Annotated in this window: 10 protein-coding genes; 7 read left to right on the plus strand and 3 right to left on the minus strand. The window is 73.4% G+C overall.

Annotated elements, in window-relative coordinates:
• The coding region (locus BI06_RS51320; RefSeq protein WP_043472646.1) for a C40 family peptidase at positions 1-930 on the minus strand (930 nt) is incomplete at its 3' end.
• Between the two features lie 406 nt (positions 931-1,336).
• On the opposite strand from BI06_RS51320, the gene BI06_RS29670 reads away from it, so the two are divergent.
• From BI06_RS29670 to BI06_RS29690, 5 genes are all read left to right on the plus strand, one after another.
• Entirely contained in the window at positions 1,337-3,208 is a 1,872-nt protein-coding gene (locus BI06_RS29670; RefSeq protein WP_043472649.1) for a methylmalonyl-CoA mutase family protein, read from the plus strand.
• Positions 3,205-5,466: a methylmalonyl-CoA mutase gene (scpA, locus tag BI06_RS29675; protein ID WP_043472652.1), complete on the plus strand. Its 2,262-nt coding sequence runs from the start codon at positions 3,205-3,207 to the stop codon at positions 5,464-5,466. Before BI06_RS29670 ends, scpA begins: the two co-directional genes overlap by 4 nt.
• Before the next feature lie 12 nt (positions 5,467-5,478).
• Complete coding sequence (gene meaB / locus BI06_RS29680) at positions 5,479-6,477, plus strand: methylmalonyl Co-A mutase-associated GTPase MeaB (RefSeq protein WP_043472655.1); 999 nt, start codon at positions 5,479-5,481, stop codon at positions 6,475-6,477.
• A gap of 827 nt (positions 6,478-7,304) precedes the next feature.
• On the plus strand, positions 7,305-7,700 hold the full coding sequence (locus tag BI06_RS29685; RefSeq protein ID WP_233290319.1) for a hypothetical protein: 396 nt from the start codon (positions 7,305-7,307) through the stop codon (positions 7,698-7,700).
• A 22-nt stretch (positions 7,701-7,722) separates the two neighbouring features.
• The gene (locus tag BI06_RS29690) at positions 7,723-8,031 is read left to right on the plus strand and encodes a putative quinol monooxygenase (protein ID WP_030396412.1); all 309 of its coding nucleotides are present in this window, start codon (positions 7,723-7,725) and stop codon (positions 8,029-8,031) included.
• A 107-nt stretch (positions 8,032-8,138) separates the two neighbouring features.
• Here the strand turns inward: BI06_RS29690 and BI06_RS29695 are convergent, their stop codons facing one another.
• Positions 8,139-8,741, minus strand: a complete 603-nt coding sequence (locus BI06_RS29695; RefSeq protein WP_043472659.1) for a superoxide dismutase — start codon at positions 8,739-8,741, stop codon at positions 8,139-8,141.
• 183 nt (positions 8,742-8,924) lie between these two features.
• Here BI06_RS29695 and tsaD point away from each other — a divergent pair, with 183 nt between their 5' ends.
• The gene (gene tsaD / locus BI06_RS29700) at positions 8,925-10,031 is read left to right on the plus strand and encodes a tRNA (adenosine(37)-N6)-threonylcarbamoyltransferase complex transferase subunit TsaD (protein ID WP_043472662.1); all 1,107 of its coding nucleotides are present in this window, start codon (positions 8,925-8,927) and stop codon (positions 10,029-10,031) included.
• 179 nt (positions 10,032-10,210) lie between these two features.
• Positions 10,211-12,538: a M9 family metallopeptidase gene (locus tag BI06_RS29705; protein WP_051742105.1), complete on the plus strand. Its 2,328-nt coding sequence runs from the start codon at positions 10,211-10,213 to the stop codon at positions 12,536-12,538.
• A 107-nt stretch (positions 12,539-12,645) separates the two neighbouring features.
• Here BI06_RS29705 and BI06_RS29710 read toward each other — a convergent pair.
• Positions 12,646-17,259 (minus strand): pentapeptide repeat-containing protein (locus tag BI06_RS29710; protein WP_043473467.1); only part of this gene is annotated, 4,614 nt, incomplete at its 5' end.

A 17,259-nucleotide genomic window follows, 5' to 3' on the forward strand; every position in this document is an offset into this window, starting at 1 on the left:
GTAGAGGCCGACGTGGTGCAGGTCGCCGTAGAAGAAGACCAGGTCGCCCGGCTGGAGGTCGGCGCGGGCGATGCGGGCGCCGGCGTTCCACTGGGCCTGGGAGACGCGCGGCAGCTGGACCCCGGCCGCGCGGTAGGCGGCGCCGGTGAGGCCGGAGCAGTCGTAGCCGGACGGGCCGGTGGCGCCCCAGACGTACGGCTTGCCGAGCTGGGAGTAGGCGAACTGGACCACGGCGGCGGCCCGTCCGGAGACGGGGCCGGTGAAGGTGGGCCGCTCGGCGGCGGAGCGGGAGGCGCGGGTGGCGGCGGCCTCCTGGGCGTTGACCTTGGCCCGGTCGGCGGCGCTCAACTTGTTGAGCAGCGCCTGGGCCTTGGCCAGCTTGTCCTGGACCGCCTTCTTCTCGCCCGCGAGCGCGGTGGCCGCCTGGTCGAGCTGGGCGAGGGTGGCGGTCGCCTCGGCGCGGTCCTGGTCGAGCCGGCGCTGCTCGGCCAGGGCCTGGCGCAGCAGGGCCGCCTGCGAGTCGACGACCTGGTTCTGGGCGGCGGCCCGGGCCAGGTAGGCGCCGGGGTCGGAGTCGAGCATCAGCTGGACGGACGGGTCGATGCCGCCGTTGCGGTACTGGTCGGCCGCGACGGCGCCGAGCTGGGTGCGCAGTTCGTTCATCGCGTCCTGGCCCCGGGCCACCTTCTCCTGGATCCGGCTCGCCTCGCCCTGGAGCTTCTGCTGCTTCTCCTGGAAGCCGTTGTAGCGCTCGATCGACTGCTCGGCCTCCTCGTTGAGCCGGTCGACCTCCTCCTTCACGGTGGCGAGGCCCGGCGCCGGCTCGGCCTGGGCCGGTCCCGCGGTGAGGACGACGCCGCCGGCCATCGCGGTGGTGAGGACCGCCAGACGGGCCCGGCCGGGCGGGCTGGGCTTGCGGCGTTTTCCCATGGTGTGCGGTCTCCTGGCGGCGAGAAGGGGCGAAGTCCGGGCCGGAAGGACCGAACGGGGTGAATGGACTGAACAGAGCGAATCGAGCGAATGGAGCGGACGGGGTGAACACGGGCGGGTGAAAGGGCAGGCCGGCGTGCGCCGGGCGTGCGCGCCCGCTCCACCCGCGTTCTCCTAAGCAATTTAGTAGATAACCGCCGGGCTTGCGCAAGCCGCCTGCGGACAGCCACCGGGTCCGCCCGCCCCGGCCGGGCCCGCACCCCCTCACAACCCCCTCACGACCGCCCTCGCGCACCCCCTCACGACCCCCTGGTGGCACCGGTAGTGCAACAGAGTGCACAGAGAGGGCAAGGTCACACCCTTCGCCTCTCCTGCGCCCCCGCGCACGGGCGCTAACCTGCGGGGCATGACGGTCCCGCCCGAAGGGCTTCCCCTGGCCGCCGAGTTCCCGGCCGCCCACCGCGAGCAGTGGCAGACCCTCGTCGAGGGTGTGCTCCGCAAGGCGGGGGCGCAGCCCGAGGACGGCGCCGCGGCCGAGCACGCGCTCGGTACCGCGCTCCAGGACGGGCTGCGCGCCCGCCCGCTGTACACCGCCGAGGACGCCCCGGCCGACCCCGGCCTCCCCGGCTTCCCGCCGTTCGTGCGCGGCGCCCGGCCGCAGGGCGCCTCGGTCTCGGGCTGGGACGTCCGCCAGCGGCACAGCGACCCCGATCCGCGCCGCACCAACCAGGCCGCGCTGGCCGACCTGGAGCACGGCGGCGGTTCGCTCTGGCTGGAGCTCGGCGGCGCGGGCCTGCCGGTCACCGCGCTGGGCGAGGCGCTCACCGGCGTCTACCTCGACCTGGCCGGCGTGGTCCTCGACGCGGGTGCCGAGTTCCCCGCCGCCGCCGAGCAGTTGTTCGCGCTGTACCGCGAGCGCGAGGTCTCCCCCGGCTCCGCCGTCGCCACCCTGGGCGCCGACCCGCTCGGCCTCCAGGCCCGCACCGGCGACGCCGCGCGCACCGACGCCCTGCTCGCCGAGGCCGCCGCGCTCGCCACCCGCTGCGCCGAGGGCTTCCCCGGCGTGCGCGCGCTGGCCGTCGACGCCCTGCCGTACCACGGGGCCGGCGCCTCGCCCGCCCAGGAGCTGGGCGCCTCGATCGCCACCGGCGTCGCCTACCTGCGCGCGCTCACCGCCGCCGGCCTCTCCGTGGACGCCGCGCTCGGCCAGCTGGAGTTCCGCTACGCGGCGGACGCCGACCAGTTCCTGACGATCGCCAAGCTCCGCGCCGCGCGCCGGCTCTGGGCCCGGGTCGCCGAGGCCTCCGGCGCCACCCCGGCCGCCTCGGCGCAGCGCCAGCACGCCGTCACCTCCGACGTGATGATGACCGCCCGCGACCCGTGGGTGAACATGCTGCGCACCACCATCGCCTGCCTGGCCGCAGGTGTCGGCGGGGCCGACGCGGTGACCGTGCTGCCGTTCGACACCGCCGTCGGCCTGCCGGACGCCTTCGCCCGCAGGATCGCCCGCAACACCCAGGCGATCCTGCTGGAGGAGTCGCACCTGGCCCGGGTCGTCGACCCGGCCGGCGGCTCCTGGTACGTGGAACGGCTGACCGACGAACTCGCCCACGCCGCCTGGGCGTGGTTCCAGGAGATCGAGCGGGCCGGCGGCCAGCGCGCCGCCCTGGAGTCCGGCCTGGTCGAGGAGCGGATCGCCGCCACCTGGGCCGAGCGCTCGGTCCGGCTCGCCAAGCGGCGCGAACCGGTCACCGGCGTCAGCGAGTTCCCCAACCTCGGCGAGCAGGCGCTCGTCCGCGAGCCGGCCCCGGCCGGCCCCGGCGGCGGACTGCCGACGGTGCGGCGCGCCGAGGCCTACGAGGCACTGCGCGACCGCTCGGACGCGCACCTCGCGGCCACCGGCGGGCGCCCGGCGCTGTTCCTGGCGTCGATCGGCACCGCCTCCGCGCACACCGCGCGCACCACCTTCGCCGCCAACCTGTTCCAGGCCGGCGGCATCGCCACCACCGCGCACGAGGGCACCGACCCGGCGGCCTTCGCCGAGGCGTTCGCCGCGAGCGGCGCCGCGGTGGCCTGCCTCTGCTCCAGCGACGCCCTGTACGGCGAGCACGCCGAGGCGGTGGCCGGCGCGCTCAAGGCGGCCGGCGCGCGCCGCGTCCTGCTGGCCGGCCGACCGGGCGAGAACCCGCCCGCGGACGTGGACGGCTTCGTCTTCGCCGGCGGCGACGCCGTCGCCGTCCTCACCTCCCTGCTCGACGAGATCGGAGTGGCCCGATGATCCCCGACTTCACCGCGATCGGGCTCGACCCGGACGCCGACGGCGCCCCCGCCGACCGTCCGGACGCCACGGCCACCACCAGCGCCACCAGCGCCACGGCCACCGCCACCGAGGGCCAGTGGCGCGCCGCCTGGCGGCAGGCCACCGGCAAGGACGTCGACGAGCAGCTCTGGGACACCCCCGAGGGCATCGGCGTCAAGCCGCTGTACACCGCCGAGGACCTCGCCGGCCTGGACTTCCTGGGCACCTACCCGGGCATCGCCCCGTACCTGCGCGGCCCGTACCCGACGATGTACGTCAACCAGCCGTGGACGGTCCGGCAGTACGCCGGCTTCTCCACCGCCGAGGAGTCCAACGCCTTCTACCGCCGCAACCTGGCGGCCGGCCAGAAGGGCCTGTCGGTCGCCTTCGACCTGCCGACCCACCGCGGCTACGACAGCGACCACCCGCGGGTCACCGGCGACGTCGGCATGGCGGGCGTGGCGATCGACTCGATCTACGACATGCGCCAGCTGTTCGACGGCATCCCGCTGGACCGGATGTCCGTCTCGATGACCATGAACGGCGCGGTGCTGCCGGTACTGGCGCTGTACATCGTGGCGGCCGAGGAGCAGGGGGTGCCGCCGGAGAAGCTGGCCGGGACCATCCAGAACGACATCCTCAAGGAGTTCATGGTCCGCAACACGTACATCTACCCGCCGCAGCCCTCGATGCGGATCATCTCCGACATCTTCGCGTACACCTCGCAGAAGATGCCCCGGTACAACTCGATCTCCATCTCCGGCTACCACATCCAGGAGGCCGGGGCCACCGCCGACCTGGAGCTGGCCTACACCCTGGCCGACGGCGTCGAGTACCTGCGCGCCGGACTGGACGTCGGCCTGGACGTGGACGCGTTCGCCCCCCGGCTGTCGTTCTTCTGGGCGATCGGCATGAACTTCTTCATGGAGGTCGCCAAGCTGCGCGCGGCCCGGCTGCTCTGGGCCAAGCTGGTCAAGCAGTTCGACCCGAAGAACGCCAAGTCGCTGTCGCTGCGCACCCATTCGCAGACCTCCGGCTGGTCGCTCACCGCCCAGGACGTCTTCAACAACGTCGCCCGCACCTGCGTGGAGGCGATGGCCGCCACCCAGGGCCACACCCAGTCGCTGCACACCAACGCGCTGGACGAGGCGCTCGCGCTGCCGACCGACTTCTCCGCCCGGATCGCCCGCAACACCCAGCTGCTGCTGCAGCAGGAGTCCGGCACCTGCCGGGTCATCGACCCGTGGGGCGGCTCGGCCTACGTCGAGAAGCTCACCCACGACCTCGCGAACCGCGCCTGGCAGCACATCCAGGAGGTCGAGGCGGCCGGCGGCATGGCCAAGGCGATCGACGCCGGCATCCCCAAGCTGCGGGTCGAGGAGGCCGCCGCCCGCACCCAGGCGCGGATCGACTCCGGCCGCCAGCCGGTGATCGGCGTCAACAAGTACCGGGTGGAGAGCGACGAGCAGATCGACGTGCTCAAGGTCGACAACTCCGCGGTGCGCGCCGCCCAGATCGAGAAGCTGCGCCGGCTGCGCGCGGAGCGCGACGAGACCGCCACCCGCGCCGCCCTGGACGCGCTCACCCGGGCCGCCGAGGCCGGGCCCTCGCGCGGCGGCTCGCTCGACGGCAACCTGCTGCACCTGGCCGTGAACGCGGCCCGCGCCAAGGCCACCGTCGGCGAGATCTCCGACGCCCTGGAGAAGGTGTACGGCCGCCACTCGGGCCAGATCCGTACCATCTCCGGTGTGTACCGAGACGAAGCGGGCGCCTCCGCCCCCCTGCAGCGCACCCGGGAACTGGTCGAGCGGTTCGAGCGGGCCGAGGGCCGCCGCCCGCGCATCCTGGTCGCCAAGATGGGCCAGGACGGCCACGACCGCGGCCAGAAGGTGATCGCCACCGCCTTCGCCGACCTCGGGTTCACCGTGGACGTCGGCCCGCTGTTCCAGACCCCGGCCGAGGTCGCCCGGCAGGCCGTCGAGGCGGACGTGCACATCGTCGGCGTCTCCTCGCTCGCCGCCGGCCACCTCACCCTGGTGCCCGCGCTGCGCGCCGAACTCGCCGCCGCCGGACGCGAGGACATCACCATCGTGGTCGGCGGGGTGATCCCCCCGCAGGACTTCGACGCCCTCTACGAGGCGGGCGCCGCGGCGGTCTTCCCGCCCGGCACGGTGATCCCGGAGGCCGCCTACGACCTCCTCAAGTCGCTCGCCGCCGACCTCGGCCACGAGATCTGAGGCCCGGGTCGGATGCCGCCCCGGACGATCGACCTCGACAGCTACGCGACGGGTGTACGGGAGGGCTCGCGCGCGTACATCGCGCGGGCCATCACCCTCGTCGAGTCCACCCGGCCCGACCACCGCGCGCTGGCGCAGCAGCTGCTGACGAGGCTGCTGCCGCACTCCGGCGGGGCGGTCCGGGTGGGCATCACGGGGGTGCCCGGGGTCGGCAAGTCGACCTTCATCGACGCCTTCGGCACCATGCTCACCGCGCAGGGCCACAAGGTCGCGGTGCTGGCCGTCGACCCGACCTCCAGCCGGACCGGCGGCTCGATCCTGGGTGACAAGACCCGGATGGAACGCCTGGCGGTGGACCCGAACGCCTTCGTCCGGCCGTCCCCGACCTCCGGCACCCTCGGCGGGGTGGCCAAGGCCACCCGGGAGTCGATGCTGGTGATGGAGGCGGCGGGCTATGACGTGGTGCTGATCGAGACGGTCGGCGTCGGCCAGTCGGAGACCACCGTGGCCGGCATGGTCGACTCCTTCCTGCTGCTCTCCCTGGCCCGCACCGGCGACCAGTTGCAGGGCATCAAGAAGGGCGTCCTGGAACTCGCCGACGTCATCGCGGTCAACAAGGCCGACGGCCCGCACGAACTCGACGCCAAGGCCGCCGCCCGCGAACTCGCGGGCGCACTGAGGCTGTTGCAGGCGCCCGACGCGCCGTGGACGCCGCCCGTGCTCACCTGCTCCGGCCGCGACGGCGGCGGCCTGGACGTCCTCTGGGAGCGCCTCCAGCAGCACCGCAAGGTGCTGGACGCGACCGGCGCACTCGCAGCCAAGCGCCGCGACCAGCAGGTCGAGTGGACCTGGGCGATGGTCCACGACCAGTTGTTGACCCGACTCCACTCCCACCCCGAGGTGGGCCGCCTGGTCCCCGAGCTGGAGCGACGGGTTCGGGAAGGCACGATGACTGCCACCCTGGCGGCGGACAGAATCCTGGACGCCTTCAGCACGCCACCGGCGACCTGAGCGCGAGCCCGAGCGCCGTGCCCCACCCGTGCGTGGGCCACGGCGCTTCGTGCTGCTCGGGGACCTCGAACCAGACCACCTTGCCCGGGCCTTCGGGTACCAGCCCCACGCAACGGCCAGGGCTTCCACCAGCAACAGCCCACGCCCACCCGTCGCTTCGGCCCCGCGCTCCCGCCTCGGGAGCGCGGGGCACCGGTCAGTCACCTCGACTCTCAGGCGCCCCGGCCGCCGCAACACGGTCACGGCGCAGCGGTCCCCGGTGTACAGCAGCGCGTTGGCGATCACCTCACTGGCACACAACTCCGGGTCCTTGAACACGTCGTGCGCGAGCGGCACACCCCACTCGCGCACGATCGCCCCCACCGGCCACCGCGCCGCCGGCACCGCCCCCGGTGCCGGCGGCGCCCCCCATTCCAGCGGAACCGGGAACCGGGCACTGCTGAGCGGGCTGACCACCAGGAACGCCTCCACGTCGACGGGGCAGGAGTGCTGCCGGTGCGAGGCCGCGCGTCGAACAGAGCGACCTGTCACCGACAGTCAACAACTGGTCACGTGTGTGGGACGATCGATGATGCGGCGCCCGCATACGCGTATGCGGGCGCCGCATCGGAGCGCGTCACCGGCCCCGGGTGGGCCCGTAGCTTTGGGTGGGCTGGTGAACTGGAACTCGGTCGTGGTCCGGGAAGCGTCCCGGACCGGGAACTACGGAAAGGTCGTCGAACTGGCTCGAATCCACCGGCGGCTGACCCAACTGCAGTTGGGTACGGCGTGCGGACTGTCAGTCGGCCGTCTCCCGGCTGGAGAAGCGCGGCAGCGGACCGTACGCCATGGACGTCCTGCTGCGGATCTCACGACATCTGGAGATCCCGCCGGCCGTGCTGGGCCTGGCCGGCCCGCCGACGCGGACGACGAAGGGAGGCGAGAACCTCGAAGTGGTCGTCCCCGCCGAGCGGTACCGCGAGGGCCTGCCGGAGTGGCACCACCCGGTCTACGACCGTCTCCTCCGGGACGCCTCCGAGCAGCACCGCACCGGCCGGGTGGAGTCCGACGAGGCAGCCCACATGGCCGGGAGCGAGCTGCTCGTCGGCCAGGTCGACCGGCTGATCGCCGTCTGGGACGGCCTGCCCGCCCGGGGCTTCGGCGGGACTGCGGACGTGGTCGCCCACGCGCGGCGGCTGGGCGTTCCCGTCCAGGTGCTCTGGCCCGCCGGGGCCCGGCGCTGAGCGATCGAGGAAGGGGAGGAGCATGGGATTCGGCCTCGTTGTACGGTTCGTGGCCCGTGATGCGACAGCCGCTCACGCCTTCGACGAACTGGCACGGGAAGCACTCGAAGGGATCCGCGCGAAGGAGCCCGGGACTCTCGTCTACGTCAATCACGCCGTGCCGGACGAGCCGCGGGTCCGGGTCTTCTACGAGCTGTACGCGGACCGCGAGGCGTTCGAGGAGCACGAGCGGCAGCCCCATGTCCGCCGGTTCCTGGCGGAGCGCGGCCGGTACCTCGAATCGTTCGAGGTCACGCTCCTGGACGAGATCGATGGCAAGGGGTCTGCCTGACGTGCACGAAAGGGCCCCCGGACGGTTCGCACCGTTCGGGGGCCCTTCGTTACCTGCCCTGCCCTGGGTCAGGTGTTTGTAGGCGGCTCACCCCAAAAAATGCAGGGTCAGGCGCTCTTCGCCGCCGTGAAGCGGGCCGAGACGTCCTGCCAGTTGACGACGTCCCACAGGCGGGTGACGTAGTCGGGGCGGACGTTGCGGTACTGCAGGTAGTAGGCGTGCTCCCAGGCGTCGAAGGCCAGCAGCGGGGTGGTGCCCTGGCCGACGTTGCCGTGGTGGTCGTAGACCTGCTCGACGATCAGGCGGCCGGCCAGCGGCTCCCAGGAGAGGATGCCCCAGCCCGAGCCCTGGACGCCGGTGGTGGCGGTGCTCAGCTGCTTCTTGAAGGCGTCGAAGCTGCCGAAGTGCTCGGTGATGGCGTCGGCCAGCTCGCCCTCGGGGCGGTCGCCGCCCTCCGGGGAGAGGTTCTGCCAGAACAGCGAGTGCAGCACGTGGCCGGACAGGTGGAAGGCGAAGGTCTTCTGCAGCCCGACCAGGCCGCCGAACTGCTCCTTGTCCCGCGCCTCGGCGAGCTGCTCAAGGGTGTCGTTGGCGCCCTTGACGTACGCGGCGTGGTGCTTGGAGTGGTGCAGCTCCAGGATCTCCGCGGACATCGCGCGCTCCAGCGCGGAGTAGTCGTACGGGAGGTCGGGAAGCGAGTAGGTGCTCATCAGGAGACGGGCCCTTTCGGCGAGTTCAACGGTGACGATCGTGCCGGGTCAACACTATTGCGTATCAGTTGCAGAAACTAAGAACCATCTCCTGCGTATTCCTCCCACCCCGGAGATCTTCACCGCGGATCCTTGTTGCACAATAGTTGCAGGTAGTAGCTGCAAGCAATAAGGGTGGACACTGTGGCCGGATCGCCGGTGGTGCTGGGCATCGAGTCGTCCTGCGACGAGACCGGCGCGGGGCTGGTGCGCGACGGCGTGCTGCTCGGCCAGGCGGTGGCCTCCTCGATGGACGAGCACGCCCGCTACGGCGGCGTGGTCCCCGAGATCGCCGCCCGCGCGCACCTCCAGGCGATGGCACCGGTGGTCGACGAGGCCCTGCGGCGGGCCGGGCTCACCCTCGCCGACGTCGGCGCGGTGGCGGTGACGACCGGTCCGGGCCTGGCCGGGGCGCTGCAGATCGGGGTGGCGGCCGCCAAGGCCTACTCCTTCTCGCTCGGCGTCCCGCTCTACGGGGTGCACCACCTCGCCGGGCACGTCGCCGCCGCGACGCTCGACGGCGGGCCGCTGCCCGACCCGTGCGTCGTGCTCATCGTCTCCGGCGGGCACACCTCACTGCTGCTGGTGCGCGACCTGGCCCGCGACCCCGTCGTCCACCTCGGGGACACCCTGGACGACGCGGCCGGCGAGTGCTTCGACAAGGTCGCCCGGATCCTGCGCCTGCCCTACCCGGGCGGGCCCGCGATCGACCGGGCGGCCCGGGACGGCGACCGGCGCGCGGTGCGCCTCCCGCGCCCCCTGAGCGGGCCGAACGACCCGCCCTACGCCTTCTCCTTCTCCGGCCTGAAGACCGCCGCCGCCCGCTGGGTGGAGGCGCAGCGCGCCGCCGGGACCGAGCCGAACGTCCCGGACGCGGCCGCCGCGCTCCAGGAGGCGATCGCCGACGTGCTGACCCGCAAGGCCGTCAGGGCCTGCCTGGACCACGGGATCGGCACGCTGGTGGTGGTCGGCGGGGTGGCCGCCAACTCGCGGGTGCGGGAGCTGGCCGAGCGGCGCTGCGCCTCGGCCGGGATCGCGCTGCGGGTGCCGCCGCTGCGGCTGTGCACCGACAACGGGGCGATGGTCGCGGCCGTCGGCGACCTGCTGGTCCGGGCCGGCGCCGAGCCGGCCCCGGCGGACCTCTCGGTCGACCCCTCGGCTCCGCTGGAGGCCGCGGCGCTCACCCCTCGGGCCGCCGCGACGCTCGCCCCGCGCCCCGCCACCGGACGTTCCGCCGTACCGGCCGCCTGAGCTCTACCAGGACAAATGCCCCACCTCGGGGCCCCCTGACAACGTTTCGGTTGCGGCGAACGATTATTCGACCCCCGGGCCTTCCCGGCAGCTTGTGACGTGTGCCATTTTACATGTCACACATCGAGTGGCCGCGTCCCCCAAATCGCGGCCCCGAACGGCCCCGGAGGCCCCCACAGATGCGTCCCTCCCGGATATCCACGGCCAACGCGCGCAAGCTCCCTGCGCTCGGCGCGGCCTTCTTCATCGCCCTCGGCCTGTTCGCCCCGCAGGCCCAGGCCGCCCCGACCGGCGCCACCACCCCGGCCGGCACCAGCGCCGCGACCTCCACCCCGCGGTCGATCCCGGTCCCCAAGTCGCCCGATGCCAAGAGCACCAGCGCCTACAAGATCTCCGCCCAGGACAGCACCACGGCGCACACCCCGCCGGCCGCTCCGGTCACCGCTCCGGTCAAGGCCGCCAAGGGCTTCTCGGCCGCCGCCGCGGACCCCTGTCCCGACCTGTCCGGGGTGCTCAACGCCTCGGGCAGCGCCCTGGTCCAGCAGCTCAAGGCCCTGCCGCGGGTCGAGTGCACCTGGCCGCTGTTCAACATCGACGTCAACGCCTCGGGCTCCGCCTTCCGCGAGGCCAACATGGTGACCGTCGCCAACGCGCTGCGCGACGCCGCCCCGGCCTACCCGGGCGACAACAGCACGGCCGTCGGCCAGCTGGTGCTCTTCCTGCGGGCGGGCTACTACCTGCACGAGACCAACCCGAACGCCATCGGCAGCTACGGCCCGACGCTGGCCGCCGCCACCCGCGGCGGGCTGGACGCGTTCTTCGCCAACAACCACAGCAAGGACGCCACCGCCGCCAACGGCGACCTCATGGTCGAGGTCGTCAAGGTGATCGGCCAGACCGACACCCTCGGCCGCTACGCCGGCTACTTCAAGTGGCTGCTCGACAACTACACCGGCACGTGGCCCGAGCGGATGACGGCCACCGTCGCCGAGTTCGACTGGGTCCTGAAGGACGGCTTCGCGGCCGCCAACGACAGCAAGGGCTGGAAGGCCGCCCTCAAGGCCGACCCCAGCATCCTGAACTCCTGGTCCGGCTTCATCACCCGCAACGACTCGCTGCTGAACCGCTTCGACATCGTCAGCAACATCGGCCGCTACCTCGGTTACGCGCTGGACGTGCCGGAGCTGAAGACCCAGCTGCGGCCGATCATGAAGGACCTGATCAACCGCTACCCGAACGTCGGCCCGACCGCCCCGATCACCATGAACCTGGGCTGGGCGACGCGCAAGTTCGACAAGGGCCACTGCGCGGACTTCGGCATCTGCGACCTGAACACCCGCCTCATGCCGGTCATCCTGCCGATCCAGAAGGTCTGCAACGACGGCCTGAAGATCAAGGCCCAGGACATGTCCCCGGGGCAGCTTGCGACCACCTGCACCAGCCTGATCAACCAGGATGCCTACTTCCACAAGATCATCGGTGACAAGGGCGCCATCCCCGGCGATGTGAACACCAACCTCGAGGTCGTCGCCTTCGACGACTACGACCAGTACTCGCTGTACGCCTGGGCCTTCTACGACATCGACGTCGACAACGGCGGCATGTACGAGGAGGGCAACCCGGCGGTGGCCGGCAACCAGGCCCGCTTCATCGCCCACGAGGCGTCCTGGATCCGCCCGGAGTTCCAGATCTGGAACCTCAACCACGAGTACACCCACTACCTCGACGGCCGCTACAACATGTACGGCGACTTCGAGGCCGGCATCGTGACCCCGACCATCTGGTGGGTCGAGGGCATCGCCGAGAACATCTCCTACGGTTACCGCAACGTGCGCAACGCCGACGCGATCGCCGAGGCCGCCAAGAAGACCTACAAGCTCAGCGAGCTCTTCGACACCGTCTACGACCAGACCGCCGACGCCGACGTCAACTCCAACCGGGTCTACCGCTGGGGCTGGCTGGCCACCCGCTACATGCTGCAGCAGCACCGCTCCGACATGGACGCCGTGCTCGCCAAGTACCGCACGGGTGACTGGAACGGCGCCCGCACCATCCTGAAGACCACCATCGGCACCCGCTACGACGCCGACTTCAGCAACTGGCTCGGCGCCTGCGCCACCAACGACTGCGGCCCGCTCCCGGAGGCCCCGACCGGCCCGGTCACCCCGACCACCCCGGTCTGCACCATCCCGGACACCCGCCAGTTCGACAACAACTGCCGCCGGGACAACCTGGCCGCCGCCACCGGCAACTACAGCTACCACTTCCTGAACCTGCCGGCCGGCGTCAAGACGCTGACCATCACCAGCAGCGGCGGCACCGGCAACGCCGACCTGTACTACGGCGGCTCCAACTGGGCCACCACCAGCAACTTCCTCGCCAAGTCCACCAACGCCGGCAACGGCGAGACGCTGACGATCACCAACCCGCCGGCCGGCTGGGTCTACTTCAGCCTCGCCGCCCAGCAGGGCTTCGCGGGCACCACCCTCTCCGTGCAGTACCAGTAGCAGCACCCCCGGGCATCAGCACTGCCCCAGGAGGCCCCGTCACGTGTGACGGGGCCTCCGTCGTGCGCCCCGCTCCCCGCCGACCGTGGCCGAGGAACCGGCGGGGATCAGAGCAGGGCCTCCGGGGGGAGGCGGTGGACGCCGGGGAGGTGGGAGTCGAGTTCGCCCGGTTCGAAGCGGCACATGCCGACGGCGTGCCAGAACTCGCCGGCGACGTCGCCCTCGCACTTGTAGGCGCCGGAGGGCAGCAGGGCGGCCCAGCCGTCGGGGGTGCCGAGCAGGGTGGCGAGCGCGGTGGGGCGGCCCTCCGCGGGGATGCGCCAGAGCCGGATCGTGCCGTCCTCGCCGCCGCTGGCCAGCAGGGAGCCGTCCGGGCTGAACGTGACGGCCAGGATCCGGCCGGTGTGGCCGCGCAGCCCCGCCACCTCGGTGCCGGCGAGCGGGTCCCAGAGCCGGACCACCCGGTCGTCCCCGGCGGTGGCGAGCAGCGGGCGGCTCGGGTGCGCGGCGGCGGTCCACAGCCGACCGACGTGGCCGGTCAGCCGGTGCCGGACGGCCCGGTCCACCCAGATCACCGCGGTGCCGTCCCAGGAGGCGCTGGCCAGCCAGGTGCTGTCGGCGGCCGGCGAGACGGCGTACACCCGGTCGGTGTGGCCGTCGAGTTCGGCCACCACCCGCCCGGCATCGATGTCGGAGATCCGCACCCGGCTGTCGTCGCAGCCGGTCAGCAGCTGCCGCCCGTCCGGGCTGAACGCGATCGAGCGGACCCGGCCCCGGTGCTCGCGGAGCGTGTTGAGGTGGGCGCCGGTGCGCCGGTACCAGATCCGGACGGTGTCGTCGTCGTTGGCGGTGGCCACCAGGACGCCGTCGGCGCTGAACGCCTCCGCCCAGACGTGCTCGGTCTCGACGTCCATCTCGCGCAGGTACTCGCCGGTGCGGGCGTTCCACAGGCACAGGTCGCCGTCGTTGGTGGCGGTGGCCAGCACCGCCTCCTCCGGGCTGAACACGGCCGAGACCAGCCGGCTGCTGCGGCCCGAGAGCTCGCGCAGCCGGCGGCCGGTGGACGGCTCCCACAGCCGGACCCGGCCGTCGTTGCCGCCGGCCGCCAGCAGGGTGCCGTCGCCGCTGAAGGTGAGCGAGCCGATCCGCCGGCCGTGGCCGCGCAGCAGCTGGCGGCTGCGGCCCGAGGACGGGTCCCAGAGCCGGACCCGGCCGTCGTTGGCGCCGGTGACCAGCAGCGGGTCGCTCTCCGCGCCGCCCCGTCCGGAACCGGGCCGGAACCGGCAGGCCCAGACCGAGCCCCGGTGCTCGGGCGGCTGCCGGCGCAGCGGCGTCACCTCCCGGGCGCCGCCGGTGCCGTCGGCGGGGCCGACCCGCCAGACCCGGACGCCGCCGTCGCTGTCACTGGCCGCGAACCGGGTGCCGGCCTCGTCGAAGGTGACCTGGTAGATCTTGCCGGTGGAGTCCTCCGGGCGGCCGACCGCGGTGCCGTCGAGCGGGTTCCAGAGCCGGATCTGGCCCTCGGTGTCGCCACTGGCGAGCAGGTCGCCCTCGGGGTGGAAGGCGAGGGTGTAGATCCGTCCGGCGTGGCCGGGCATGCTGTGGCGCAGCCGGCGGGAGGCGACCTCCCAGATCCGCACGGTGCCGCCGGTGCCGTCGTCGGGGCCGCCGTCGGCGGTGGCCACCAGGGTGCCGTCCGGGCTGAACGCGGAGCGGTAGAGGGTGCCGCGGTGGCCGGGGAGTTCGGCGAGCCGGCGGCCGTTCGCGGTGGACCACAGCCGGCCGCCGCCGCGCTGGTCACCGGTGACCAGCAGGGCGCCGTCGGGGCTGAACACGGCCGTGTAGACGGGCGCGGCGTGGCCGGGCAGGCGGTGCCGGGGCTCGCCGGTGACGGTGTCCCAGAGGGTGACCACGCCGTTGAGGTCGCCGGTGGCGACCAGCCGTCCGTCCCGGGCGAGCGAGAGCGGCCAGACGCCGCCGGGGTGCACGTCGAGGCGGTGGCGGCACTCGCCGGAGACCGGGTCCCAGAGCCGGACGGTGCCGTCGGCGCTGCCGGTCGCGAGCACGTCGTCGGCGAACTTGACCGAGTAGACCCGCCCGATGTGGTCCTTGAGGGTGCGCAGGGGGATGCCGGTGACGGCGTCGCAGATCAGCACGCTGCCGTCCTCGGAGCCGACGGCGAGCAGATGGCCGTCGCGGCTGAAGGCGACCGGTTCGGGCAGCCGGGTGGAGCGCACGTCGAAGCCGTAGGGGACGCCGACCTCGGAGGGACTGAACCCGGCCTCGACCGGCAGCCCGGGGGCGATCGCGGCGGCGCGCAGCTCGGGGGCGGCGAGCACCTCCTCGTCGGTGACGGCGGAGATCAGCGCGGACCGCTGCCAGTGGCTGCCGCGCAGCCGGGCGCCGCGCAGGTCGGTGCGGACCAGCCGGGCGCCGCGCAGATCGGCGAAGCGCAGGTCCGCGCCGGTGAGGTCGGCGGAGTCGAGGCGGGCGCCGGCCAGCCGGGCGCCGCGCAGGTCCGCGCCGGAGAGGTTGGCGCCGAGCAGCCGGGCGCCGCGCAGGTCCGCGCCGAACAGGTCGACGCCGGACAGGTCGCGGTGCGACAGGTCCTCGCCGGCCAGGGTGGCGCCGCGCAGGTCGGTGTGGGCGGGGACGCGCAGCCGGTCGAGCACCTTGACGGCGTTGAGCCGGGCCGCCTCGGTGGCGGTCTCGGGGGCGTCCAGGACGGAGCGGGCCCACTGCTGGCAGGCCTGGTGGTCGGCCAGGTCGCAGAGGAACTCGACGGCGAGCCGGCTGAGCGGGCCGCGGGCGAGCAGGGTGGTGTCCGCGCGGGCCAGCGCCTCGGCGGCGGCGCGGGCGACCAGCCACTCCCCCACCGAGCCGTGGATGAAGTGGAACATGCCCTCGTCGGAGCGGACCAGCAGGCTGCCGGAGCCGACGGCGTGGGCGACCTGCGGGGTGGGCATCCGGTTCTCGGCGAGGCCGTTGAGCACATTGGCGATGTCGACGATCTCGTCCAGCGGGATGGAGCTGCGCCCGCTCTCCCACAGCCGCAGGGCGAGCAGGGTGACGGCCTGCCAGAGCTGGTCGAGCCCGAGTCCGGGCGCGGCGCCGGGGCCGCCGTGGCCGCGGCGCTCCTCGAACCGCAGCCAGGAGGTGAACACCTCCTCGTACAGGCCGGCGGCGCTGAGTGCCCGCCCGGCGCCGGCGACGGCGCGCAGCCGGTCGTGGTCGAGGTCGGCGACGAAGCTCAGCAGCCGGGGGTTGCGGCACAGCGCGAGCAGGTCGGGGACGGCCTCCAGCAGCCGCATCCGGCGGCTCGCGGTCTCCTCGTCGCCGTAGCGGTTGCCGAGGTAGCCGCGGATCTGGTGCGGGGTGAAGTCCTGGACGGCGATCAGCCGGCGCTGCGGGAGCAGGCCGACCCGCTCGCCGAGGGCGGTGAGCACCTGCTCGTGGGAGCTGAAGTGCTGGGTGCGGCTGGTGACGACGATCTTGGCGTTGTCCACGGCCGCGTCCAGCAGCACCTGGAGGTGGTCGGCGGCGCGTTCGTAGCTGACCCGGTTGACCAGCTCGTCGAAGCCGTCGAACAGCAGCACCACCCGCCCCTGCCGGAGCATGTAGCGGAAGGCCCGCAGGTCGAGGGTGTCGATGCCGTGCTCGGTGAGGTGGGCGGCGACCAGGCCGTCCAGCGAGTGCGCCTTGTCGAGCGCGCTGAGTTCGATGAACAGGGGTGCCAGGTGCGGGAGTTCGGCGGGCAGCCGGCGGGCCAGCTCGCGCAGGGCGAAGGTCTTGCCGCGGCCGAAGTCGCCGAGCAGCAGCACGAAGCGGCCGTGGTCGGAGTCCAGCAGCCGCAGCAGTTCGTCGACCAGGCCCTCGCGCTCGTCGGCGTCGGGGCGTTCGGCGTCGCGGTAGCGCTGGGCGAGGTAGAGGTCGGGGTGGTACTGGCTGTCGGTGGAGAGCCGTTCGGTCTGGGCGCCGACGTAGCCGCGCAGGTCCAGCAAGCCCTGGAACTCCAGGAAGCTGCGCAGCCGCACGCCGCGGCGGCGGGCCCGGTCGCGCAGGTCGCGGGAGGGCGGCGGGCCGTCGTGGACGAGTTCCGCGTCGAGCCCGGCGCCGTCGCCGTGCACGGCGTCGACGAACTGCTCGACCTCCTGCTCGGTGGGGGTGCCGACGCAGGCGGCCACCCGCTGCTGGCGGACCAGCCCGGACTCGGCCCAGGTGACGAAGAGCTGGGTCGTGGTACCGGCCACCGGGCGGATCTGGGCGCCGGGGTGGCGGGTGCGGCAGACCTCGGCGACCCGGGCCAGCAGGGCCTCCTGGGGGGAGGCGAGGGCGCGGGTCTCGTGGTCGGTGTCGGCGGGTGCCCGGGACTCCTCCAGTTGCGGGGGTCCGGAGCGGGGGGTCGGCGCGGGGGCGGGGAAGGCGCGCTCGGCGCGGCGCCAGGCGACGGTGAGGCGGTGGGGGGTGGTGGGGCCCGCGGTGGCCCCGGGGGTGGGGCTGCCCGGTGCGGAGGCGGGCCAGCGGGTGAGGCCGTCGCGGGTGAGCCTCAGCAGTTGGTGGGCGCCGGGGGCGGTGGCGCCGAGCACGGGCAGTTCGCCGGCCGTGGTGGGGAGCAGGTGCGGGGGGAGCGGGCGCGCGGCGGGGCCGCGGCCGGGGCCGCCGGAGGCGGTGGCGGCGTCGGTGGTGGGGCCGTGCAGCAGCAGGTGGAGGCGGGGGGCGGT

The organism is Kitasatospora sp. MBT66 (genome assembly GCF_000710405.2).
GTDB lineage: Bacteria > Actinomycetota > Actinomycetes > Streptomycetales > Streptomycetaceae > Kitasatospora > Kitasatospora purpeofusca.